The following is a 20,839-nucleotide window of genomic DNA, read 5'->3' as shown; positions in this document are numbered from 1 at the left end:
CCGGGCCGGACCGCTCCGGTCACCGCACGGCGCCGGGGCCGTCAGGCGTCGTCCCAGCGGAAGACCCGCCAGGCGATCGTCGTGAAGACGGCGCCGAACAGCAGCAGCCCGCCGATCACGGGCAGCACGTCGCCCCAGCTCTCCCCGCGCGAGAGCACCCCCATCATGGAGTCGTTGAGATAGGTCAGGGGCAGGAACTCCGAGACCGTCCGCAGCCACTGCGGCGCCCCGTCCAAGGGGAAGAACGCCCCGGACAGGAAGGCCATCGGCAGCACGATCATCTGCGCCAGGCCGTTGGCCGCCTCCTCCGTCTTGGCCCAGGCCCCCGCCAGCAGACCGAGGGACATGAACGCCAGGGTCCCCGCGAGGACGAGCGGGACGGACAGCCACCAGTCGCCCGTCAGCCGCAGGCCGTAGTAGGGCAGCGTCGCGACGCCGAGGAAGATCGCCAACTGGGTCAGGGCCAGCACGACGTTGACGCCGACGCGGGCGCCGATGACCGAGGAGGCGTCGACCGGCGCCAGCCACAGGCGTCGCAGGATGCGCTTCTTGCGCCACGCCACCAGGTTGAACGCGGGCCCGAAGACGGCCCCCATGGCCACCGCCCACCCCAGCAGGCCGGGCGTGAGGTACTGGATCGGCTTGATCGACTCGTCCTCGACCTGCTGAGCGGCGAGGGTGTGGGCGGGGGGTTGGCCCGTCGCCGCCTGGTTGGCCTGCTGGACGATGGAGTCGACCAGCGAGCGGACGGTGCCGGCGCGTACGGAGTCGGCGGCGGAGAAGCGCAGCTCCACCTCGTCGGCACGCTGGAACACCACCGCGTCGACGTCGCCCTTGCGGACGTCTTCCAGCGCCTCGTCCAGGGCCTCCTCGGAGCCGTCGGTCTTCTCGACCTCCAGGACGCCGCGCAGCTCGGCCCGCCGCTCGTCGGGCAGCTCGTCCAGCACGGCGACGTCGCCGACCTGCACGATCTCCGACTCGGAGGCGCCCGAGTCCTTCACCAGCGCCCCGAAGAGCACGAGGAACATCAGGGGGAAGAGGAGCATGAAGAAGACGGCCGCCCGGTCGCGCAGCAGGCCCAGGGCCATCGCCCGCGAGAGCGTGCGCAGCGACGTGGCGCCGGAGGGGCCGCGCGCGGCACCTCCGGCGCCGTGTGCCGTCCGGTGGTCCTCCCGGGTGTCCGGTCCGTCCTGCGCCGTCATTCGCGGTACTCCCGTCCGGTGAGCTGGAGGAAGACGTCCTCCAGGGAGGCCGCGCCCAGTTCGCCGATGAGCTCGGCGGGCGGCCCGACGCGCAGGATGCGGCCGTGGTCCATCACGGCGACGCGGTCGCAGAGGGTCTCGGCCTCGTCCATGTAGTGCGTGGTGAGCACCACGGTGCGTCCCTCGGCCTGGATGCCGCGCAGGAGGTCCCAGAGGTTGCGCCGGGCCTGCGGGTCGAGCCCGGTCGTGGGTTCGTCGAGGAAGACCAGCTCCGGATCGTGCACCAGCGCGCAGGCGATCGACAGCCGCTGCTCCTGCCCTCCGGAGAGCTTGTCCTGCCGCACGTCGGCCTTGTCCGTCAGGCCGACGCGTTCCAGCATGGCGTCGGCCCGCTTGCGGGAGATGCCGTAGAGCTCCGCGAAGGTGTGGATCTGCTCGCGTGCGGTGAGCCGTTCGAAGAAGGACGACGCCTGGAGCTGGACGCCGATCCGGGCGAGCAGCTTCTTGTCGCGTGGCCAGGAGGGCTTCCCGAGAAGGGTCGCCCGTCCCTCGTCGGGTCGGCGGAGCCCTTCGACGATCTCGAGTGTGGTCGTCTTGCCCGCGCCGTTCGGTCCCAGAATGCCGTAGAACTCGCCGTGGGAAACCTCGAAGGAGACCCCGTCGACCGCTTGAACATCCCCGTACCGCTGGCGCAGTCCTTCGACTGTGATCGCAGCGTCAGTGGTCATGCTCCTGACGCTATACGGCGTCGATCACTCTGGGCCACCTTCTCACCCGAGCCTTCGCGCGGCCTCGCGCGGCCCGGAACCGTCAGGCCCGGCGCACGGTCAGGGTCGTCCAGGCGCCGACGTGGACGCGGTCGCCCTCGTGCAGGGGGACCGGCACGAACGGCTGGATCGGGTCCTCGCCGCCGTTGATCGTCGTGCCGTTGGTGGAGTCCTGGTCGACCACCGCCCAGCCGCCGTCCGGCTGTTGCACGAGCAGCGCGTGCTGGTGCGAGACACCCGGGTCCTCGGGCGGCCTGGAGAGGTCGATGTCCGGGGCCTCACCGGTCGACTGCCGCCTGCGGCCGATCGAGACCTGCTGACCGCTGAGCGGCACCTGCTGCTCGGGGGAGTAGGCGGGAAGGTTCAGCGTCGCGCCCTCGGGGCCGCTGCGCTGCATCATCGCGGTGAAGTACTCGCGGTCGGGGCCGACGGTGACCATCCACCCGGTGCCCCGCGCCGGCGTCCCCGCTCCGGGGCCCGGGTAGCCGTAGCCGCCCTGGCCGTGGGGCTCCCCCACCGGCGTGGAGGGCGGAGCGATGTTCCAGTCGCCCGGTTCGGGGGCGTGCGCGGGCTGCTGGGGCTGTTGTGACAGCGGCTCGGCGGGCCGGTTCATCTGCGAGGGCCGGGACCGCTCGTACACCGGTGGCGGACCCTGCTGGAGGAAGCCGGGCGGGGGCGCGGGCGGCGCGTAGGCCGTCGGCGACTGGGTGTGGAAGTTGTAGCGGCACTCCTCGCAGAACGGCGCGTGGGGCTCGCGCGGTGTGCGGCACTGCGGGCACAGCTCGGTGTGCTGCGTCGGTCCGGGCGGCACGGGCGCGGCCGGTCCCGGCCGGTCGGGTATGCCGGCGCCGGGGTGCTGCGGCATGCCGGGCCCGGACGGCGGTGCCTGCTCACCGGGGTAGCCGTAGCCGCCGCTGTCCCCCGGCCCGCCGTGGCCCGCGTGCCCGCCGGGGCCGCCGGGGCCGTCGTAGGGAGGGGGCGGCGGGGGAGCGGGGTAGCCGTACCCGTAGCCGTCCGGTGCGGGGGGCGGAGGCGCCGGCGGGGGCGGGGGAACGGCTCCGGGCGCCCCGGGTGCCGTCATGCGGTGTCCGCACACCTCGCACCAGTCGTCGGCCGCCGACCGGTGGCCGTTCGGACAAGTCGGCATGTCGGGCTTCCCCCTCCGTGCGGCGCCGCAGCGCAGTCAGTTGCCGGTCTTCTTGACGCGCACCGTCTTCGTGGAGCGGGTTTCGAGCGTCATCTCGTCGGCCTGGGCGACCTTCGCCTTGAGTCGAACAGTACCCGCCGCCACGTCGACGACGTCCACCACCTTCGCCAGGAGCTTGGCGGTCTCACCGTTGCCGGAGGCGGCCGCGAGCTGCACGGCCCGGCCCAGTTTCGCCGTCGCCCCGCCCTCGTCCCCGGCCCTGCGCGCGTCCAGGCCCTGCTGGATGACGCGGGCCAGTTCCGCCTGACCGGTGTAGTGGGCCACCTGCGCGTTGAGGGCCGTGGACGCGGCGCCGTCGTCCGTCCACAGGGCCCGGACCAGCCCCTGGCCGAGCACCTCGGGAGCGTCGCCGGGCCGGGGGCGGACCAGGGAGACCCGGGCCGCCAGCATCTCCCGGCCCACCGCCGCCGGCGGCACCGCCACGCACACGTGGTAGTCGCGGGACTCGTCGCCCCACGATCCCGTCGGGTAGTCCCCGGCGCGCGGACCGGCCTGCGCCCGGCGGCCGGTGAGGTCCACCACCGTCGGCGCCACCTGCTTGACGAAGGCGATCTCCGCGCCCTGCGGCGTCCACAGCCGCAGCGCCACGTCGCCGATCTCCTTGCCCATGGCGGCCGCCATCATGCCGGTGAAGTCGGTGGCCAGCCCGGCGGGGTCGGCGACGATGTCGGCCGTGCCCAGCAGGGCCGTGGCGATGCCGGTGACCTCGTGGACCTCCCAGTCCGTGCCCACGCCGCGCGCGTCGCAGGTGAACCGCCCGGAGCAGGCGTTCAGCGCCTCCCGGAGCGCCTCGGGGTCCTCGTGCTCGTTGCGTCCGTCGGTGAGGAGGATGCCGTGCCGGACGGCCGCGTCGGAGGAGGCGAGGAGATCGTCCGCGAGCCGCAGCCAGGTCCCGATGGCGGTGCCGCCGCCCGGCGTCAGCCGCCGCACCGCCTCCTTGGCGGAGGCCCGGGTCGCGGCGTCCGCGAGCGCCAGTCGTCCGCCGCCGGGGTAGACCTCCTTCGCCGTGTGCGTCCCGGCGACGACGGCGAAGGCGACGCCGTCGTGCACGGCGTCGACGGCGGCACGCGTCGCCTCCCGGGCGTTGCGCATCTTCGCGGGCGGGTAGTCCATGGAGCCGGAGCAGTCCACCATCAGGACGACGGCGGCCGGCGGCGTGCCCTGCGACCGGTCGCGGGGCGCGTCCACGGGACCACGCGGGGGGCCCGGCAGCGGCAGGCTCCCCGCGCGGCCCCGAGTGCCGCCGCCCGTCGCCGTCACCGTGACGATCGCGTTGACCTCCCGGCCGTGCTCGGGCAGGTAGGGGTTCTGGTACACGTCGACCGAGAACCGCGGCACGTTGGACTTGGCGAAGTTGGCCATCTCTTGCTTCTCCCCCCGGAGTTGCACATCAGGCCGATCCTGCCCGCGGCGCCGTCGCCGGGAACGGGATGACGGCCACTGTTACGTTGTCGTGCCCGCCGCCCCTGAGCGCGTGACCGACCAGCTGCCGGGCGGCCGGGAGCGGCCGGGAGCGGGCGTCCCCGGGCACGGCGTCGGCCATGTCCTTCGCCGACTCGGCGTAGTTCCACAGGCCGTCGGTGCACACCACCACCACACCCGGACACTCCGGGCGGAAGGACGCGGTGTGCGGTTCGACGTCCTCGGCGTCCGCGCCCAGCCAGCCGGTGATGGCGTGGGCGCGCGGGTCGGCGAAGGCCTCGGCCTCGCTCATCAGCCCGGCGGCCACCATCTGCGCGGCCCAGGAGTCGTCCTCGGTGAGCCGGGCGGCCGGGGCGGAACGGTCTTCGGGAACCCAGTACGCGCGGCTGTCCCCGACCCAGCCGACGGTCAGGACGTCCTCGGCCACGACCGATCCGACGATGGTGCAGGCCGGGGCGTTGTGGCCGCCGTCCACCCGGGCGTCCGCCAACGCGGCCACGGCGCGGGCCGCGACGCCCAGGGCCTCGTGCAGGGCGTGCGGTGGCTGGACGCCGCGCGGGAGGGTGTCCAGCATCGCGTCGCGGGCCGCGCACGCGGCGGCGGCCGAGGCCTCGTCGGGGCGGCTGGAGGACGAGACACCGTCGCAGACGATGGCCACCACCGCCGGGCCGGTTCCGGGCCGGGGGGCGGTGGTGATCGCGAAGGCGTCCTCGTTGCGGTGGTGCCGCAGTCCGCGGTCGCTCGCGGCGGCCACGCCGGGCACCTCCTGTTCGAGGTGGTCGCGTCCGTGCGGTCGCGCGTGACCGCAGTGCTCGCAGTAGCCGTCCGCGTCGAAGCCACCGGTGCCGCACCCGGCGCACGTCCCCGTGCGGCCCGCGTCCGGCTCCGGACCGGCGGGGGGAGCGGCGGTGCCGGTGCGCGGATCGGGTGCGCCGGGGGCCGGCCCGGTGTGCGGGGGGCTCGCGGGAGCGGGGTCGGGGTCCTGCGGCCGGGAGTGTGCCGCGGCCGCGGCCGGATCGGTCCGCGCCGCGCCGGGGTCGGGCGGCGCCAGGGTGAAGTCCGGAACGGTGGGGGTGCGCACGGCGGACGCGCCCGTCCGCGCGGGTTCCGGCACGGCCTGCCGCCGGGCCGGTACGGCGGGCGGCGCGGCCGGACGGGGCGGCCTGCCGGGCGGTGGCGGCGCGGCGGGGGGTACGGCGGGCGGTGGCGGCACGGCGGGCGGCGTTGCCGTCGGCGGCGGGGCCGGGGCGTGCGGGGCCGGCGCCGCGAGGTCGCGGCCGCAGCCCCCGCAGAAGAGGTCGCCCTCCTCCAGCGGCTCGGCGCAGCTGGGGCAGGTGGAGTATCGGTCGTGCTGCGGCATCCTCACACCCAAGTCCTGGGGCGGAGACGGTTGGCCCGCTCCACCCATGAGATCCTCTCGCTCCCGCTCTGCGCCAGCCGCGCCAGCCGTCGGCAGGAGTCCTCCAGTCCCAGACGCAGCCCGCTCTCGGTCGGTTCGCTGCCGAGCAGCGGACCGGCTCCGGCGGGGGCACCGGGTGCCGTCGGGCGTCCGGCCAGCACCCAGTCCAGGGCCCGGCCCAGCACTTCGGTGGCCAGCCGTTCCCGGCGTCGGGCGTCGAGGCCGAGCGTCCGGAGCCGTTCCAACTCCCGCGCGGCGGCCTCCACGTCGGGCAGGACGGGCTCGTGGGGGCCGCGCTGCCGCAGCCGCGCGGAGATCGCCGCGACCCGTGCCGCCACGTAGTGGATGGAGGATTCGGGCACCGACTCCAGCGCCGTCACCGCACCCGCCCGGTCGCCGCCGGCCAGTCGCACCCTGGCCAGGCCGAAGGCGGCGCTCACGTGGTTCGGGTCGGTGGACCACACCAGCCGGTAGAACTCCTCGGCGTTGTCCCACTGGCCCAGCAGCTCGGCGCTGACCGCCAGAGCCAGCTTGGGCGCGCACTCGCCGGGGAAGGCGTCGTAGACCGCGTCGAAGGCGAGTGCGGCCGTCTCCAGGTCACCGCCCACCAGACCCGCCAGGCCCCGGTACCAGACCACCCGCCAGTCCTCCGCGTACTGTTCGGAGAGGTGGGCCAGGTCGGCCGCTCCGACCGGCCGTGACGGTGCCACCGGTGCCAGCTCCAACTGCGCCCGCAGGAAGCGCAGCCGCAGTTCCACGGAGTCGGCCGGGGCCGACCGCAGCGCGACGTGCAGGTCCGCCGGGGTGGCGCCGGTGAGTCCGGCGAGGAAGCCGGCGTTCGGGTCCTCCGGGTCCACGGCGGGCATCGGCAGGGCCAGTGCCGCCGCCCGCGGCTCCAGCGGAGTGACCCGCACCGGCCCGACACCCGCCGTCACGGCCCGCGCCGGGTGCCGTCCGCCGCGCCCGCTCGGCGGGCGGGCCCCGAGCAGCGACACGTCCTCGTCGCTTCGGGGCAGCAACTCGGTGCTGACCACGCGCAGTTCGGGGCCGAAGAGGGTGGAGACGGCCGGTCGGGGGCGTCCGCTGCGGACGGCCACCACCTCCCGCAGCACTCCCGTGAGCTGCTCCGCCATCTCGGCCGCCGAGCCGAACCGCCGTTCCGGATCCGGGTCGGTGGCCCGCACCAGGAACCGGTAGAACGACTCGTACCGCGTGAGCACATCCACGCTCTCGGGGTCGGGCAGGCTGTCGACGTACATGTTCGTGTAGCCGCGGAAGTCGAACGTCAGCACGGCGAGCGTCCGGGCGACGGTGTAGAGGTCGGAGGCCACCGACGGCCCCCGTTCGGCGACTTCGGGTGCCTGGTATCCGACCGTCCCGTACACCGCGCTCTCGTGGTCGTCCATACGGCGCACGGCGCCCAGATCGATGAGCTTGAGCTGGTCGTGCTGCTGGATGGCGTTGTCGACCTTGAAGTCGCAGTACAGCAGGTTCCTGTCGTGCAGGTGGCCGATCGCCTCCAGCGCCTCGATGCCGAACGCGCACGCCTGCTCGACGGGCATCGGGTCGCGGCGGCCGTCCGGGCCCCGCCGCTCCTCGGCGAGCTGCTTGAGCGACTTGCCGCCCACGTACTCCATCACGATGTAGCCGTCGAGGCTGCCGGTGCGCTGGTCGAGGTGCTCGACGAAGTTGTAGATGCGCACGATGCCGGCGTGCTCGATCTCCGCGAGGAAGCGGCGCTCGGAGATCGCCGCCGCCATGGCGTCCTGGTCACCGGTGTCCAGCAGCCCCTTCAGCACGACCCAGCGGTCGGAGACGGCCCGGTCCACCGCGAGGTAGATCCAGCCGAGACCGCCGTGGGCCAGGCAGCCGGCCACCTCGTACTGGCCGTGCACGACGTCCCCCGGGTTCAGCTTGGGGACGAACGAGTAGGGCTGCCCGCAGGTGGTGCAGAAGCCCTCCGTGCGACCCGGCCGTCCGGCCCGGGACCGCCCGACGGGGCCGCCGCAGTCCGCGTTGCCGCAGAACCGCTTGCGCTCGGGGACCTCGGCGTTCGCCAGCACGGCGGAGGCCGGGTCCGCGCGCGGTACCTCCGGGACGCTGACCAGGCCGGCGCCGAGCCGGTTGCGGGAGGTGCCGGCGGAACCCGACGCCCGCGAGCTGCGCACCGACAGGGGGCGGGCCCGCAGCGATCCGGTCACCGAACGGGACAGCCGCCCGGAGACCGACCGCCGGGAGGACTGCGAACGCGCGGAGGAGTGTCCCGAGGACGCCCCGGACCGAGGCGCCGGCAGGGCACCCCCCGCGCCGGAACCCCCCGTGCCGGAACCCTCCGCGCCCGGGGAGCCCGAGCCCGACGGCGGCGGTCCGGAGCCCGCCCCGGCCCGGGGCGGCGGGGGCGCCACGACCGGGGAGAGCCCGCACGTGTCGCAGTACAGCTCGCCCCCGCCGACGTCCTCGTACACCCCCTCGCAGCCCCGCTGCTGGCACGTCCGCCGCTGCGCGCTCATCGTCCGCCTCTCCCCGTCACGTCGTTCTCCTCCGCGCCCGCGGCGGGCGGGGACAGCAGCTCCACCGCGAAGCGCTGGTAGCGCAGTACCGCGCGCTCGGCCGCGCGCAGGTCGCAGGGCGCGCTCCACAGCAGGCGCCGGGCGGCGTCGTACCGTTCGGTCAGCAGCGGCTCCTCGGCCAGCCCGTGCCGGGCGACCTTGGCCCGGTACGCGTCCAGCCGCCCGCGCAGCTCCGCCCGCACGGCGAGCGGCGCCGTCACGGCCGCCAACTGGTCCCGGGCCCGCTCCAACTCCTCGTCCGCGCGCTGCTCCAGGCCGTCCAGCAGGGGCGACAGCCGGTTCCACCGGGCCTGCCTGCGGTGTTCGGCCGCCGTGCCGAGCTGCTCGTGCAGCGCCGTCGCCGGGCCGCTCACGGCCGGTACCTCGGACGCCGCGATCTTCGCCAGTACCTCGCCGCGCGCGGTGCGCGCCTCGGCGAGTGTCCGGTCGGCGCGGGAGAGGACGTCGCGTACCCGCATGAGCCGCTGCTCGGCGTCCTGCCGCACGCCGAGCACGGCGTCGATCTCCCGGCGCACGTCCTCCAGGGCCCGGGCGGCCCGGTCGTACCGGGCGGTGTCGGGACGTCCGCCGCCGGGCGCGCTGCTGCCGCCCTCCGCCTGCCAGAAGGCGAGCGGGTCGGTGATGACCTCCCGCCGCAGCGCGGCCAGCTCGGCCGTGATCTCCTCCAGGTCGTCGCCCGCCGGGTGTTCGCCCTGGCGGACGCCGACGGAGTGGGCCAGGGAGCGGATGCGGCCCAGCTCGGCGGCGAGGAGGTCGATGCGCGCGGGCAGCACCGACCAGACGGCGTCGGCGGCCACCACGACGTCCAGCGCGCGGGCGTACCCGGTGTTCATCCGGTCGACGAGCTCCGTCAGACTCAGCCGCTCGGCCAGTCGTCCGCCGCGTGCGCCGGTCTCCCCGCCGAGGGTGACGCCCTGCCCGCGCAGCAGTTCGGACAGGGCGGCGAGGTCCTCCCGAACGGGCCACCGGCGCCTGCCGCGAATCTCGCGGGCGGTGGCGAGGGCGTCGCTGTAGCGCTCGAACTGGTTCCACAGGACGCTGATGGCGGCCTCGGCCGCGGCCCAGCGGTGCTTGGTCGCGCCGGTCAGGTCGGCGCCCTCCAGCAGCCTGCGCCCGGCGTGGTCCTGGAGGGCGAGCAGCGAGGACTCGATGGCCTCGTGCTCCGCGCCGAGCCGGGCCAGTGTCCGGTCCACCTCGTCCCGGTCCGGCACCGCTCCGGAGGATTCCGCGGACCCCATCGACCACCTCGCTGCTCTCGTCCGGACTGCGCCCTGCTCGTACCCGCCACCGTCGCCCGCCGTACGCGCTCAGTCCCGGTACTGCGGGATCGGCGGTTCGGGCGTCCGGTCCGGCATGACGTCGGCGAGCCAGCGGTCGTAGGACGCCCGCCACGCGCTGTCGTCACCGCCGGAGCGGAAGTCGTCCAGCACCTTGTTGACGCGGCGGACCAGGTCCTCGTCCGCCAGGTTCATCGCGATCCCGTAGGGCTCCGTGGTGAACGGCTCGCCCACCAGCTCCACCGTCGGGTCCTGCGCGGCCAGTCCGGCGGCCAGGGCGCTGTCCGTCACCACCGCGTCCACCTCGCCGAGTTGCAACCGCACCAGGCAGTCGAGCTGGTTCGGCACGAGCAGTTGGGAGGAGCCGAAGTCCTCCCGCTCCATGGCCGCCGCCGCCGTCGAGCCCTTGGCCGAGCAGGTGCGCAGGCCCTTCAGCGAGCCGTCGTGCCCGGTGACGTCGGCGGAGCGGGGGGCCAGGATCTGCTGACCGGCCGTGAAGTAGGCCGTGGAGAAGGCCACTTCGGTCCGCCGCTCGCAGTTGATGGTCATGGTGCGCACCACCATGTCGACCTGTCGGTCCCGGATGGCGGGAATGCGCTGGTCGGTGGGGATGGTGCGGTAGACGATCTTCGGGTCGGTGCCGAGGAGATCGCGGCCGACGGCCTTCACCAGATCGATGTCGAAGCCGTCGATGGAGCCCGTGTGCGGGTTGCGGTAGCCCCACAGGTAGTTGTTCTGGTCGACGCCGACGACGAGGTGGCCGCGCTCCCGGATGCGCTCCACCGCCTCGCCCGCCTCGTCCGAAGGACGCAGACTCGCCGCCGCCTCGGTGCCGTCGTCGCACCGCTCCGGAGCCGCCGCGGCGGCGGGAGCCACCGTTCGCGGGCGGGCGTGCGGACGCCCGGCGGCCCCCGTGTCGTCCGCGTTCCCGCCCCGGACGTCCACCGGGGCGAGCAGCGTCGCCGTCAGCGCCGCCGTCAGCAGGGCGGCCGGGACCGGGGCGAGGGCGGCGAGGGCGATCAGCGGCCTCCACCGACGGCGTCCGCCGTGCCGCTCCGCTTCCCCGGCCCCGCCGGACGCCGTACGCCTGGCGTTCATCGTCCCGTCCTCCCCGCTCACCGGTACTCCGCCAGTCGACGTCCGATACCCGCCACGGCTCCCGCCCCGGCGGCCAGGGCCAGGCCGCCCGCGCCCAGCGCCAGCCCCGTCAGCGCCGAGCGGCCCGCGCCGGCGGCGGAGTCGAACTGGTCCTGCTCGTGGGCGATGGCCTCGCGCAGCGCGGCGTCGACCCGGTCGAACGCCTCGCCGGTGCTGTCCTCGGCGCCGATCACCTTGGCCACCGCCGCAGCGTACTCGCCCGAGTTGTCCAACTCGCGTACCTCGGTATGACGTTCGTCCCACTGCCGGGTCTGTTCCCAGGCCGTCTCGACCGCCGTGCGGCCTGCGGGCCCGTCCGCGAGGCGTACGGCCTCGTGGAACAGCCCCGCCTCACGGGGCCCGCTCCCCGAGCCGAGCAGTTCCGCCATGCTCTCCCGGTAGGTCTTCTCGTACTCCGCGCCCGCACCCCGTGCGACGAGCGTCATGCCCTCGTCGCCCCGGGCCTCCAGCGCGGCCACCCGCGCCGCGTTGAGGACCTCCAGGGAGCGGGCGCCGTTCGTGCGGGCGTCGTTCAGCCCGGACCACGCGAGGGCGTGCCCGACCGCGAGCCAGCAGAGCAGGAGGAGCGTCGCGGCGCTGGCGGCGAGGAGCCCCCGGTTGAAGACCCGGTTGGTGCGCAGGAAGTGGCGCCGCTGAGTCCAGCCCAGCACCCCGAGGGAGGCCACGCCGAGCAGCAGTGCCTGCCAGGGCCAGGACGTCGCCTCCTCGTGGTCGCGCTGGTAGCGGGCCGCCTCGGTCTCGTAGAGGGTGCGGGCGGCGGGCAGCAGGACGTCGCGCATCTGCTCGTCGGCGTAGCGCAGGTAGGCGCCGCCGATCGGCAGCCCCTGCCGGTTGTTGGCCCGCGCGGCCTCCACGAGACCGGTGTAGACGGGCAGTTGACGGTTGAGGACGCTCAGTCGGCTGCGGGCCGTCCGGGAGCCCTCCCCGCTCGCGGCCGCCTCGGTGATCAGCTCGGCGGCCTGCCGGATGTCGTCGTCGTAGCGGTCGCCGACCGCGCGGCTCTCCTCGCCGCCCGCCAGGAAGCCGCTGGCCGCCGTGGTGTTGGCGTCGGCGAGCAGCCGGTGGATCTCGGCCGCGTCGGCGCTGAGCGGCTGGCTGCTGCCGATGACGTCGTCCGCCGCCGAGGCCCGCGTCACCACCTGGGAGGCGGTCGCGGCGCCGAAGGCGAGCAGGAGGACGACGAGTACGGCGCCGATGATCCGCAGGCGCCCCGGCTCGGTCGTCGCGGCGGCCTTCATCCGGCGCACGGCCTCGGCCCGCAGCGCGCGGCCGGACGGCTCGGGCGGCACCGCCGCGCCGGGCGGCACCGGCGGCTGGGGCGGGCCCGGCGGCGCCACCGGGCCCGTGGGCGCCGGCTGCACGGTCGGCGGCTGCGTCACGGTGTGGGACCTCCCCCTCGGTCACTCATCGAACCCTCCCCGGTTACGGGGTGCAGTATGACGCGTGGCCGCCCTGGTCGCACGACCCGTCCGGGCTGCGGGCGCCGATCGTGACGACACGGTTGCACGCCCCGACCGGGCAGGGCGCGTGGGGGAGCCGCGGGCGGGCCATGCGAAGGCCCGGGGTCAGGCAGAGGCTCTGCCGTCGATCCGGGCCAGTGCGTCGTCCGCGCCGTACGGTTGCAGATACGGCAACCAGCGCGGATCGCGGTGCCCGGTGCCGATGATGCGCCACGCGAGTCCCGTCGGCGGGGCCGGCTGGTGGCGCAGCCGCCAGCCCAGCTCGGTGATGTGCCGGTCGGCCTTGACGTGGTTGCAGCGGCGGCAGGCCGCGACGACGTTGTCCCAGGCGTGCTGTCCGCCGCGGCTGCGTGGGACGACGTGGTCGACGCTCGTCGCCGTCTGCCCGCAGTAGGCGCAGCGCCCGCCGTCCCGGGCGAACAGCGCGCGCCGGGTCAGCGGCACCGGACCCCGGTAGGGCACCCGCACGAACCGCTTGAGCCGCACCACGCTGGGGGCGGGCACGGCCTGGGTCGCGCTGTGCATCAGGGCGCCCGAGTCCTCCAGGCTGACGGCCTTGCCGTTGAGGACGAGGATGAGCGCGCGGCGGAGCGGTACGACACCGAGCGGCTCGTACGACGCGTTGAGGACCAGGACATGCGGCACGGTGCCTCCTTGTACGTCTGCGGCACGTGGCTCGTGCCGGGACGATCTCCCCTCAGTGTGTCCCGGCGGGGGGTCACCGCGCCACCACGATCACGTAACGCGCTGTCCGTGTTCTGCGCCACATCCCGTGTCGGCTCCCGTGCGGGCCCACCTCGGGCGACGTGCGGGGCCGAGCGCCGGGGGCGCGGCGCGGCGCCCGCTCATCGGGGCGCGGTGGGGGCGCGCAGGGAGTGCGGGGGCGGCGCCGGGTCGCCGTGTGCGCCTGCCGTCCCCCTGCCGGGGCCGCCTAGGCTGGGCGCCGTGGACGACACCGTGAAGGACGCCGGCCGCCGAGCCGACGAAGCGGCGGGCTGGGTGCAGAGCAACTGGGAGAACTGGCTCGGCGCCGGGCTGCGCATCGTCCTCATCGTGGTCATCGCCCTCGTGCTGCGGGCGGTGGTGCGCCGCACCATCACCCGCCTGGTCGCCCGGATGAACCGCCCGGGTGAGGAGGGGGACGGGGCGGGCGGCGGCCTCGGCAGCCTGCTCATCAACGCCGAACGGCGCCGGCAGCGCTCGGAGGCCATCGGGTCGGTGCTGCGCAGCGTCGCCTCGTTCCTCATCCTCGGTACCGCCGCGCTGACCGTGCTGTCGGTGTTCAGCATCAACCTCGGGCCGCTGCTCGCGAGCGCCGGTGTGGCGGGCGTCGCGATCGGCTTCGGCGCGCGCAACCTCGTCACCGACGTGCTGACCGGCATGTTCATCCTGCTGGAGGACCAGTACGGCGTCGGTGACCGCGTCGACGCCGGGGAGGCCGTCGGGACGGTGCTGGAGATCGGTCTGCGGGTCACCAAGCTGCGCGGTGACGACGGGGAGATCTGGTACGTGCGCAACGGCGAGATCAAGCGCGTCGGCAACCTGAGCCAGGGCTGGGCCACGGCGGCGGTGGACGTGCAGGTGCGGTCGGACGAGGATCTGGACGCCGTCCGCCGGGTCATCACCGACGCGGGCCGGGCCATGGCGGGCGTCGCGCCGTGGGACGAGAAGCTGTGGGGTCCGGTGGAGGTGCTCGGCCTGGACGCGGTGACGATGGAGTCCATGACGGTGCGGGTCTCGGTCCGCACGATGCCGGGTGAGGCTCCGCCCGCCGCGCGGGAGCTGCGCTGGCGGGTCAAGCGGTCCCTGGACGCGGCGGGCATCCGGATCGTCGACGACGCCGGGCTGTCCCTGGAGAAGGGCGTACCCCGCCAGGGGTGAGGCGCCGGGCGCGCAGGGACGGGCACCCGTCCGCGTTCCGTTCGCCGTACCGTTGACCCGCGAGTGGTCTAGTCCTATTGTCCGAGTGGTGAAGCTCGCAGTGGTGGGCGGTGGCTCCACCTACACCCCGGAACTCATCGACGGATTCGCGCGGCTGCGGGACGACCTGCCGATCGGCGAACTCGTCCTCATCGACCCGGACGCGGTACGGCTGGAGCGCGTCGGCGGACTCGCCCGCCGCATCTTCGCCCGGCAGGGCCACCCCGGCCGCGTCACACTCACCGACGACCTCGCGGCCGGTGCCGAGGGCGCCGACGCCGTGCTCGTCCAGCTGCGCGTGGGCGGGCAGGCGGCGCGGCTGCGGGACGAGACCTGGCCGCTGGAGTGCGGCTGCGTCGGCCAGGAGACGACCGGAGCCGGCGGGTTGGCGAAGGCCCTGCGCACCGTGCCCGTCGTCCTGGACATCGCCGAGACCGTGCGCCGGGTCGCCCCCGACGCCTGGATCATCGACTTCACCAACCCCGTCGGCATCGTCACCCGCGCCCTGCTGGACGCCGGCCACCGTGCCGTCGGCCTGTGCAACGTCGCCATCGGCCTCCAGCGCACCTTCGCCGGGCTGCTGGACCTGCCCCCCGCCTCCCTCCACCTCGACCACTACGGGCTCAACCACCTGACCTGGGAACTCGCCGTGCGGCACGGCGGCCCCGACGGGCCCGACCTGCTGCCCCGGCTCGTCGCCGACCACGGCGAACGCATCGCCGAGCGGCTGAAGCTGCCGCCCGCGCTGCTCGCCCGCCTCGGCGCCGTCCCCTCCTACTACCTGCGCTACTTCTACGCCCACGACGAGGTGGTGGCGGAACTGCGGGAGCAGCCCGCCCGGGCCGCCGAGGTCGCGGCGATGGAGGAGCGGCTCCTGGAGATGTACGCCGACCCCGCCCTGGACACCAAACCGGAGCTGCTCGCCTCGCGCGGCGGCGCCTTCTACTCCGAGGCCGCCGTCGCCCTGGCCGCCGCCCTGCTCGGCCGGGGCGCACCGGGGACCGCGCCGGGGTCCGTGCAGGCCGTCAACGTGCGCAACGCCGGCACGCTGCCGTTCCTGCCGGACGACGCGGTGGTGGAGGTCCCCGCCCGGGTGACGGCGCGGGGCGCCGAACCGCTGCCCGCCCCCACCCTCGACCCGCTCTTCGCCGGTCTGGTCGCCCATGTCACCGGCTACGAGACGCTCGCCCTGGACGCCGCCCTGCGCGGAGGGCGGGACCGCGTCTTCGCCGCCCTCCTGGCGCACCCCCTGGTCGGCCAGTACGACCGGGCCGACGCGCTCACCGACCGGCTGCTGGCGCACAACCGGGACCACCTGCCGTGGGCCTGAGCGGCGCGGAGACGCCCCGCCGCGTCCTCGCGGTGGACGCCGGGAACAGCAAGACGGACGTGCTGCTCGCCGACACCGACGGCCGCGTGCTGGGCACCGCGCGGGGGCCGGGCTTCCGGCCCGCGACGGGCGCGGCGGACGCGGCGGAGGCGGCGGCCGCCGTGGAGCGGGCCCTCGACACCCTGGCCGAGACGGTCCGGGCGGCGCTGACCGCCGCACCCCCGGGACGCCCCGGCGACCCTGTCCACCACCTCGCCGCCTGCCTGGCCAACGCCGACCTGCCGCGCGAGGAGCGGGCCCTGGCCGCGTCCGTCGCGAACCGGGGGTGGGCGGCGTCCTCGCAGGTCGTCAACGACACCTTCGCGGTGCTGCGGGCGGGCCTGCCCGACGACGGCTCCGCGCGGCACGGCGTCGCGCTCGTCTGCGGCGCCGGGATCAACTGCGTGGGCCGCGCCCCCGACGGCCGGGTGCACCGCTTCCCGGCGCTCGGCGCCCTCTCCGGGGACTGGGGCGGCGGCGGGGGACTGGCCGACGCCGCGCTGTGGCACGCCGCCCGGGCGGCGGACGGACGCGGCGCCCCCACCCTGCTCGCGCGGGCCCTGCCCGCGCACTTCGGGCTCCCCGGTATGCCCGAGCTGATCGAGGCCCTGCACCTGGGGGAGCTGCCGCCCGAACGGCGGCACGAGCTGACCCCGGTCCTCTTCGCCGTCGCCGGGGACGGGGACGGCGACGCCGACGAGGTCGCGGGGCGGCTCGTGGACCGTCAGGCGGACGAGATCGTCGCGCTGGTCCGCGTCACGCTCGACCGCCTCGGCCTGCTCGGGGAGCCGACGCCCGTCCTGCTCGGCGGCGGCGTCGCGGCGGCCCGGCACCCCCGGCTGCACGGCCGCGTGCTGCGTCGGCTCGCCGAGGAGGCGCCGCGGGCGCGGGTCACGGTGCTGTCGGCGCCGCCCGTCCTCGGTGCGGCCCTGCTCGCGCTGGACGCGGCCGGGGCCGCACCGGGGGCCCACGCCGCGCTGCGGCGGCGGTTCGCCGACACCCGGGGCGGCTGAGCCGCGCGCACGGGGCGGGCATAGCCTCACCCCGTGCTGACCGGCTGGGTGTTCCTCCTGCTCCTGGGCGGCGTCGTGTTCTCCGGCGCCGCCGTGCAGCGGCTTGCCGGTATCGGGTTCGGCCTGGTCGCCGCCCCCTTCCTGGTGCTGCTCGTCGGCCCGATGGACGGGGTGTCGACGGCGAACTGCGCGGGTGTCGCGATCAGCGGCCTGGGCCTGCTGGCGACCTGGCGCGGCGTCCGGCTGCGGTCGATGGTGCCGCTGGTCGCGGCGGCGGCGGTCACCGTGCCGCTCGGCGCGGTGACCGCCCGGGCGCTGCCGGAGCCGGTGCTGCTGACGGGCATGGGCGCCCTGCTCAGCCTCCTGGTGCTGCTCCTGGTGCGCGGCGTGCGGCTGCCCGCGCTGCGCGGCACGGCGGGCGCTGTCACGGCGGGTGCGGCCAGCGGGTTCATGAACTCCTCCGCCGGCCTGGGCGGCCCGGCCGTCTCCCTGTACGCCGTGAACGCCGGGTGGTCGGCCCGCGCGTTCGTGCCGAACGCCCAGTTCTACGGGCTGGTGGTGAACGTCTTCTCGATCGCGGCCAAGGGGCCGCCCGCGCTGAGCGGCGGAGCGTGGCTGGTGGCCGGGGCCACCCTGGGCGCCGGTCTCGTGGTCGGGCACCTCGTCGCCGCCCGGACGCCGGAGGGCCGGGCCCGCCGGGTGATCCTCGCCCTGGCCCTCGGCGGCGGTCTGGTGACCCTCGCGAAGGGCTTGTGGCAACTGGTCCCGGCACTCGCTTGACCTGAAGTCGACTTCAACTTCTAGCGTTCGGGTCATGACGCACTCCACCGCACGGTCCTCCGACGCCCCGACGACCGGCACCGCCTCCCCCCGACCGGTGGGGCCCGCCCGCTTCACCCCGCCGACGCCGGGGAGGGCCCCGGCCGCGCCGCCCGAGTACACCGACGAGGAGGTCCTCCGGCAGCCGCTCGGCTACTGGACGGGCGCCGCGAGCGAAGCGATCGTCGGGTTCATCAGCGACAGCCTGGCCCGCGGCGGCGTCCGCCAGCCGCACTGGTGGACGCTGAACCGGGTCCGCGAGGCTCCGCGGGCGCTCACCCGGGACGAGGTGGTCGAGGTCGTGGGCGCGAGTCGCCCCTACGTGGACGTCTCCGACCTGGGGACGGCCGTCGACGAACTCCTGGAGCGCGGCCTGCTCGCGGCCGGGGACGCGGGCGCGCTCGACCTCACCCCGGCGGGCGACGCGCTCGTCGACCACCTCTGGCAGGAGGTGATGACGCCCACCCTCGCCCAGATCCGGGCGGGGATGTCCGACGCGGAGTACGTCACCGTCGTCCGGCTCCTCCACCGCGTGATCCGCAACGTGGGCGGGGACGCCGGATTCCGCCCCTGAGGGCGGCGGTGGGAACGTCCGGGGCCGGCCGCAGGGGGCCGCCGTCCGGCACCCGGTGCCGACCTGCGGTCCCCGGCGGAATGGGCGCGCGGAAGGGGCCCGGCGCGCGCCCCGGGCGTTCGCTGCCGTAAAATCTGGTGTGTCCTGACCGCTGAGCCGTGTGCTGTGCGTTGACAGCCCGGCCCGACCGACAAAATCACCGGTGCTCTCGCGACGTGACCTAAGACACGTTTCGGTGACGATCGCGGATGCCCGCGCCCGCAGTGGGTAGGGCACCGGGTGTCCAGCCTGTCGTCCACGAACGGAGGCCCCCGTGGCCGCGTCCGCCGAACTGCTCACCACCCTCATCCCCCTGCCCAAACAGGACCGGGCGGACGAGGGTGATCCTTCCAAACGCATCCTGGCCGCGCTGTCCCACCCGGACTCCGGCCTCGACGGCTCCTGCACCTGCGGCTGCTTCGAAGCGCCCCTGACCAGTGAGCCCCCGCTCGCCGACGTCGCCCCGCTGACGAGCGAGCCCCCCATCGCCGCCGAGTTGCCGCTGACCAGCGAGCCGACCGGCGCCGGCTTCGGCGCGGAGTACTCGGAGATCTGATGGGCCGCCTGGCCCGGCTTGCCGCAGCACACGGCGTCGCGACCTCCTACGCGCCCGGCCCCGGCCGGACGGTCGACGTACCGCGGGAAACGGTCGTCGCCGTCCTCGCCGCGCTCGGTGTCGACGCCTCCACCCCCGAAGCCGTCCGCCAGGCCCTCGACGCCTACGGGCAGCAGGCCGCCGCTCGCCTGCTGCCCCCCACCGTCGTACTGCGCTCCGGCCAGGACGACCCGGCCGTCGCCCTGCCCCCGCTGCCACCGGGCACCGTACTGCGGGTCGACACGGAGGACGGCGGTCGCCGCGATCCGGGCCCCGACCTGCCGCTCGGCGTGCACACGCTCCGGGCGCACACCCCCGACGGCCGCTCCGCCCGCTCCGCCCTCATCGTCGCCCCCCGCCGGTTAGCCCCGCCCGAGGGCCGCTCGCACGGCCTGATGGTGCAGCTCTACTCGCTCCTGTCCTCCCGCTCCTGGGGCATGGGCGACCTGGCGGACCTCGCCGAACTCGCCGCCTGGGCCGGCCGGACCACCGGCGCCGGGTTCGTCCAGCTCAACCCCCTGCACGTGGCCGTGCCCGCCGACGGCGACGCGGCCACCGACCCCTCGCCCTACCGGCCCTCCTCCCGGCGCTTCGCCGACCCCGTCCACCTGCGCGTCGAGGACGTCCCCGAGTACGCCTACCTCACCGGCCCCGACCGCGACCGCATGGCGCGGCTCACCGAGCGGGCGGCCCGGCTGCGCGACGGCGTCCTGCGCAAGGACGCCCACATCGACCGGGACGCCGTGTGGGCCCTGAAACGCGACGCGCTGGAGCTGCTCCGCACGGTCCCGCTCGGCCCCGGCCGTCGCGCCGACTACTGCGCCTACCTCGCCCGGGGCGGCCAGGCCCTGGAGGACCACGCCCTGTGGTGCGCCCTCGCCGAGCTGCACGGCCCGAACTGGCGCTCCTGGCCCACCGGGCTCACGGACCCCCGCTCCGCCCGCACCGCCCGCGCCCGCACCCAGCACCTGGACCGGGTGGACTTCCACTGCTGGCTCGCCTGGCTCACCGACGGCCAGCTCGCCCGGGCCCAGCGGGCCGCCACGGACGCCGGCATGGCCGTCGGCCTCGTCCACGACCTGGCCGTGGGCGTGCACCCCTCCGGCTCCGACGCCTGGGCCCAGCAGGACGCCCTGGCCGCCGGGATGTCGATCGGCGCCCCGCCCGACGCCTTCAACGCCGCCGGGCAGTGCTGGGGCCTGCCGCCCTGGCGGCCCGACGCGCTGGCCGCCTCCGGGTACCGCCCCTACCGCGAACTGCTGGGCGGTCTCCTGGCGCACGCCGGAGCCCTGCGGGTGGACCACGTCATGGGGCAGTTCCGGCAGTGGTGGGTGCCCGAGGGCGCGCCGCCCGCGCACGGGACCTACGTCCGCTACGACGCGCGGGCGATGCTCGGGGTGCTCACGCTGGAGGCCCACCGCGCCGGGGCCATGGTGATCGGCGAGGACCTGGGCACCGTCGAGGACGGCGTGCGCGAGGAGCTGGCCGGACGCGGCGTGCTGGGGACCTCGGTGCTGTGGTTCGAGCGCGACTACGCGGGGGACGGCAAACCGCTCCCGCCCGCCGGCTGGCGCGACGCCTGCCTGGCGACGGCCACCACGCACGACCTGCCCAGCACCGCGGCCCGGCTCGGCGGCGACCACGTCGAACTGCACCACCGGCTCGGCCTGCTGGGTGAGCCGCTGCGCACCGCCCGCAGGGCGGACGCCGCCGAGCGCGCCGAGTGGCTGGCCCTCTTCGCCCGGCTCGGCCTGCTGCCGGGCGGCCACGGCGACGAGGAGGCCCGCGTGCGCGCCGTCTACCGGTTCCTCGCCGCCACCCCGGCGTGGCTGGTGGGGGTGTGGCTGCCGGACGGGGTCGGCGACCGGCGCCCGCAGAACGTCCCGGGGACGTCCCTGGAGTACCCCAACTGGCGCCTGCCCCTGGCCGACGGTGCGGGGCGACCCGGCACGTTGGAGGAGCTGCTCGCCTCCCCCCGGCTGCACGCCCTCCTCACGGACCTGCGCGCCGCCATGGCGCCCGGCGTCACTCCCTAGCCGACCCCGGGT

At 75.6% G+C, this 20,839-nt stretch carries 17 protein-coding genes; 7 read left to right on the top strand and 10 right to left on the bottom strand.

From position 1 onward, the window contains the following. Positions 1-41: 41 nt before the first annotated feature. From IF129_RS04175 to IF129_RS04130, 10 genes are all read right to left on the bottom strand, one after another. Positions 42-1,202, bottom strand: coding sequence for an ABC transporter permease (locus tag IF129_RS04175; RefSeq protein WP_224754231.1), 1,161 nt, complete (start codon positions 1,200-1,202; stop codon positions 42-44). Continuing rightward, positions 1,199-1,930 carry an ABC transporter ATP-binding protein gene (locus tag IF129_RS04170; protein WP_191207999.1) on the bottom strand — a complete coding sequence of 244 codons (732 nt, stop codon included), beginning with the start codon at positions 1,928-1,930 and terminating at the stop codon, positions 1,199-1,201. Before IF129_RS04170 ends, IF129_RS04175 begins: the two co-directional genes overlap by 4 nt. A gap of 82 nt (positions 1,931-2,012) precedes the next feature. Beyond that, the gene (locus tag IF129_RS04165) at positions 2,013-3,116 is read right to left on the bottom strand and encodes an FHA domain-containing protein (protein WP_191207998.1); all 1,104 of its coding nucleotides are present in this window, start codon (positions 3,114-3,116) and stop codon (positions 2,013-2,015) included. 36 nt (positions 3,117-3,152) lie between these two features. Beyond that, on the bottom strand, positions 3,153-4,538 hold the full coding sequence (locus IF129_RS04160; RefSeq protein WP_191207997.1) for a VWA domain-containing protein: 1,386 nt from the start codon (positions 4,536-4,538) through the stop codon (positions 3,153-3,155). A 28-nt stretch (positions 4,539-4,566) separates the two neighbouring features. After that, on the bottom strand, positions 4,567-5,958 hold the full coding sequence (locus IF129_RS04155) for a PP2C family protein-serine/threonine phosphatase (protein WP_191207996.1): 1,392 nt from the start codon (positions 5,956-5,958) through the stop codon (positions 4,567-4,569). 2 nt (positions 5,959-5,960) lie between these two features. Beyond that, positions 5,961-8,507 carry a serine/threonine-protein kinase gene (locus IF129_RS04150; RefSeq protein WP_191207995.1) on the bottom strand — a complete coding sequence of 849 codons (2,547 nt, stop codon included), beginning with the start codon at positions 8,505-8,507 and terminating at the stop codon, positions 5,961-5,963. Continuing rightward, complete coding sequence (locus tag IF129_RS04145) at positions 8,504-9,805, bottom strand: coiled-coil domain-containing protein (protein WP_191207994.1); 1,302 nt, start codon at positions 9,803-9,805, stop codon at positions 8,504-8,506. The genes IF129_RS04150 and IF129_RS04145 overlap by 4 nt, the downstream gene beginning before the upstream one ends. 69 nt (positions 9,806-9,874) lie before the next feature. Next, on the bottom strand, positions 9,875-10,942 hold the full coding sequence (locus IF129_RS04140; protein ID WP_191207993.1) for a glutamate ABC transporter substrate-binding protein: 1,068 nt from the start codon (positions 10,940-10,942) through the stop codon (positions 9,875-9,877). Between the two features lie 17 nt (positions 10,943-10,959). Next, positions 10,960-12,381 carry a hypothetical protein gene (locus IF129_RS04135; RefSeq protein ID WP_318153535.1) on the bottom strand — a complete coding sequence of 474 codons (1,422 nt, stop codon included), beginning with the start codon at positions 12,379-12,381 and terminating at the stop codon, positions 10,960-10,962. A 186-nt stretch (positions 12,382-12,567) separates the two neighbouring features. Further along, positions 12,568-13,107 (bottom strand): HNH endonuclease, encoded by a 540-nt coding sequence (locus IF129_RS04130; protein ID WP_191207992.1) that lies wholly within the window; start codon positions 13,105-13,107, stop codon positions 12,568-12,570. Positions 13,108-13,380: 273 nt separating this feature from the next. Between IF129_RS04130 and IF129_RS04125 the strand changes: the two genes are divergently transcribed. The 7 genes from IF129_RS04125 to malQ all read left to right on the top strand — a co-directional run bounded on the left by IF129_RS04125 (position 13,381) and on the right by malQ (position 20,827). Continuing rightward, complete coding sequence (locus IF129_RS04125; protein ID WP_191208272.1) at positions 13,381-14,343, top strand: mechanosensitive ion channel family protein; 963 nt, start codon at positions 13,381-13,383, stop codon at positions 14,341-14,343. Between the two features lie 88 nt (positions 14,344-14,431). Beyond that, positions 14,432-15,712 carry a 6-phospho-beta-glucosidase gene (locus IF129_RS04120; RefSeq protein ID WP_191207991.1) on the top strand — a complete coding sequence of 427 codons (1,281 nt, stop codon included), beginning with the start codon at positions 14,432-14,434 and terminating at the stop codon, positions 15,710-15,712. Beyond that, positions 15,703-16,764, top strand: a complete 1,062-nt coding sequence (locus IF129_RS04115) for an N-acetylglucosamine kinase (RefSeq protein WP_191207990.1) — start codon at positions 15,703-15,705, stop codon at positions 16,762-16,764. The genes IF129_RS04120 and IF129_RS04115 overlap by 10 nt, the downstream gene beginning before the upstream one ends. 33 nt (positions 16,765-16,797) lie before the next feature. Continuing rightward, positions 16,798-17,544: a TSUP family transporter gene (locus IF129_RS04110; RefSeq protein WP_381480182.1), complete on the top strand. Its 747-nt coding sequence runs from the start codon at positions 16,798-16,800 to the stop codon at positions 17,542-17,544. Positions 17,545-17,578: 34 nt separating this feature from the next. Further along, positions 17,579-18,157 carry a hypothetical protein gene (locus tag IF129_RS04105; RefSeq protein WP_191207989.1) on the top strand — a complete coding sequence of 193 codons (579 nt, stop codon included), beginning with the start codon at positions 17,579-17,581 and terminating at the stop codon, positions 18,155-18,157. 313 nt (positions 18,158-18,470) lie between these two features. Beyond that, entirely contained in the window at positions 18,471-18,752 is a 282-nt protein-coding gene (locus IF129_RS04100; protein WP_191207988.1) for a hypothetical protein, read from the top strand. Then, a complete protein-coding gene (gene malQ, locus IF129_RS04095) occupies positions 18,752-20,827 on the top strand; it encodes a 4-alpha-glucanotransferase (RefSeq protein ID WP_191207987.1) in 2,076 nt (691 codons plus the stop codon). Before IF129_RS04100 ends, malQ begins: the two co-directional genes overlap by 1 nt. Positions 20,828-20,839 lie beyond the last annotated feature (12 nt).

Origin of the sequence: Streptomyces chumphonensis (assembly GCF_014779715.1) — a bacterium.
In the GTDB taxonomy this organism is placed as follows: Bacteria; Actinomycetota; Actinomycetes; order Streptomycetales; family Streptomycetaceae; genus Streptomyces; species Streptomyces chumphonensis.
The sequence above is the reverse complement of the archived record's forward strand: the minus strand, read 5'-3'. Positions and strand labels throughout refer to the sequence as shown.

Excerpts from the sequence above, each read along its gene's own strand:
- IF129_RS04160 (WP_191207997.1), bottom strand. The coding sequence starts at position 4,538 with ATGGCCAACTTCGCCAAGTCCAACGTGCCGCGGTTCTCGGTCGACGTG.
- IF129_RS04150 (WP_191207995.1), bottom strand. The coding sequence starts at position 8,507 with ATGAGCGCGCAGCGGCGGACGTGCCAGCAGCGGGGCTGCGAGGGGGTG.
- IF129_RS04145 (WP_191207994.1), bottom strand. The coding sequence starts at position 9,805 with ATGGGGTCCGCGGAATCCTCCGGAGCGGTGCCGGACCGGGACGAGGTG.
- IF129_RS04175 (WP_224754231.1), bottom strand. The coding sequence starts at position 1,202 with ATGACGGCGCAGGACGGACCGGACACCCGGGAGGACCACCGGACGGCA.
- IF129_RS04165 (WP_191207998.1), bottom strand. The coding sequence starts at position 3,116 with ATGCCGACTTGTCCGAACGGCCACCGGTCGGCGGCCGACGACTGGTGC.
- IF129_RS04155 (WP_191207996.1), bottom strand. The coding sequence starts at position 5,958 with ATGCCGCAGCACGACCGATACTCCACCTGCCCCAGCTGCGCCGAGCCG.
- IF129_RS04105 (WP_191207989.1), top strand. The coding sequence starts at position 17,579 with ATGACGCACTCCACCGCACGGTCCTCCGACGCCCCGACGACCGGCACC.
- IF129_RS04140 (WP_191207993.1), bottom strand. The coding sequence starts at position 10,942 with ATGAACGCCAGGCGTACGGCGTCCGGCGGGGCCGGGGAAGCGGAGCGG.
- malQ (WP_191207987.1), top strand. The coding sequence starts at position 18,752 with ATGGGCCGCCTGGCCCGGCTTGCCGCAGCACACGGCGTCGCGACCTCC.
- IF129_RS04170 (WP_191207999.1), bottom strand. The coding sequence starts at position 1,930 with ATGACCACTGACGCTGCGATCACAGTCGAAGGACTGCGCCAGCGGTAC.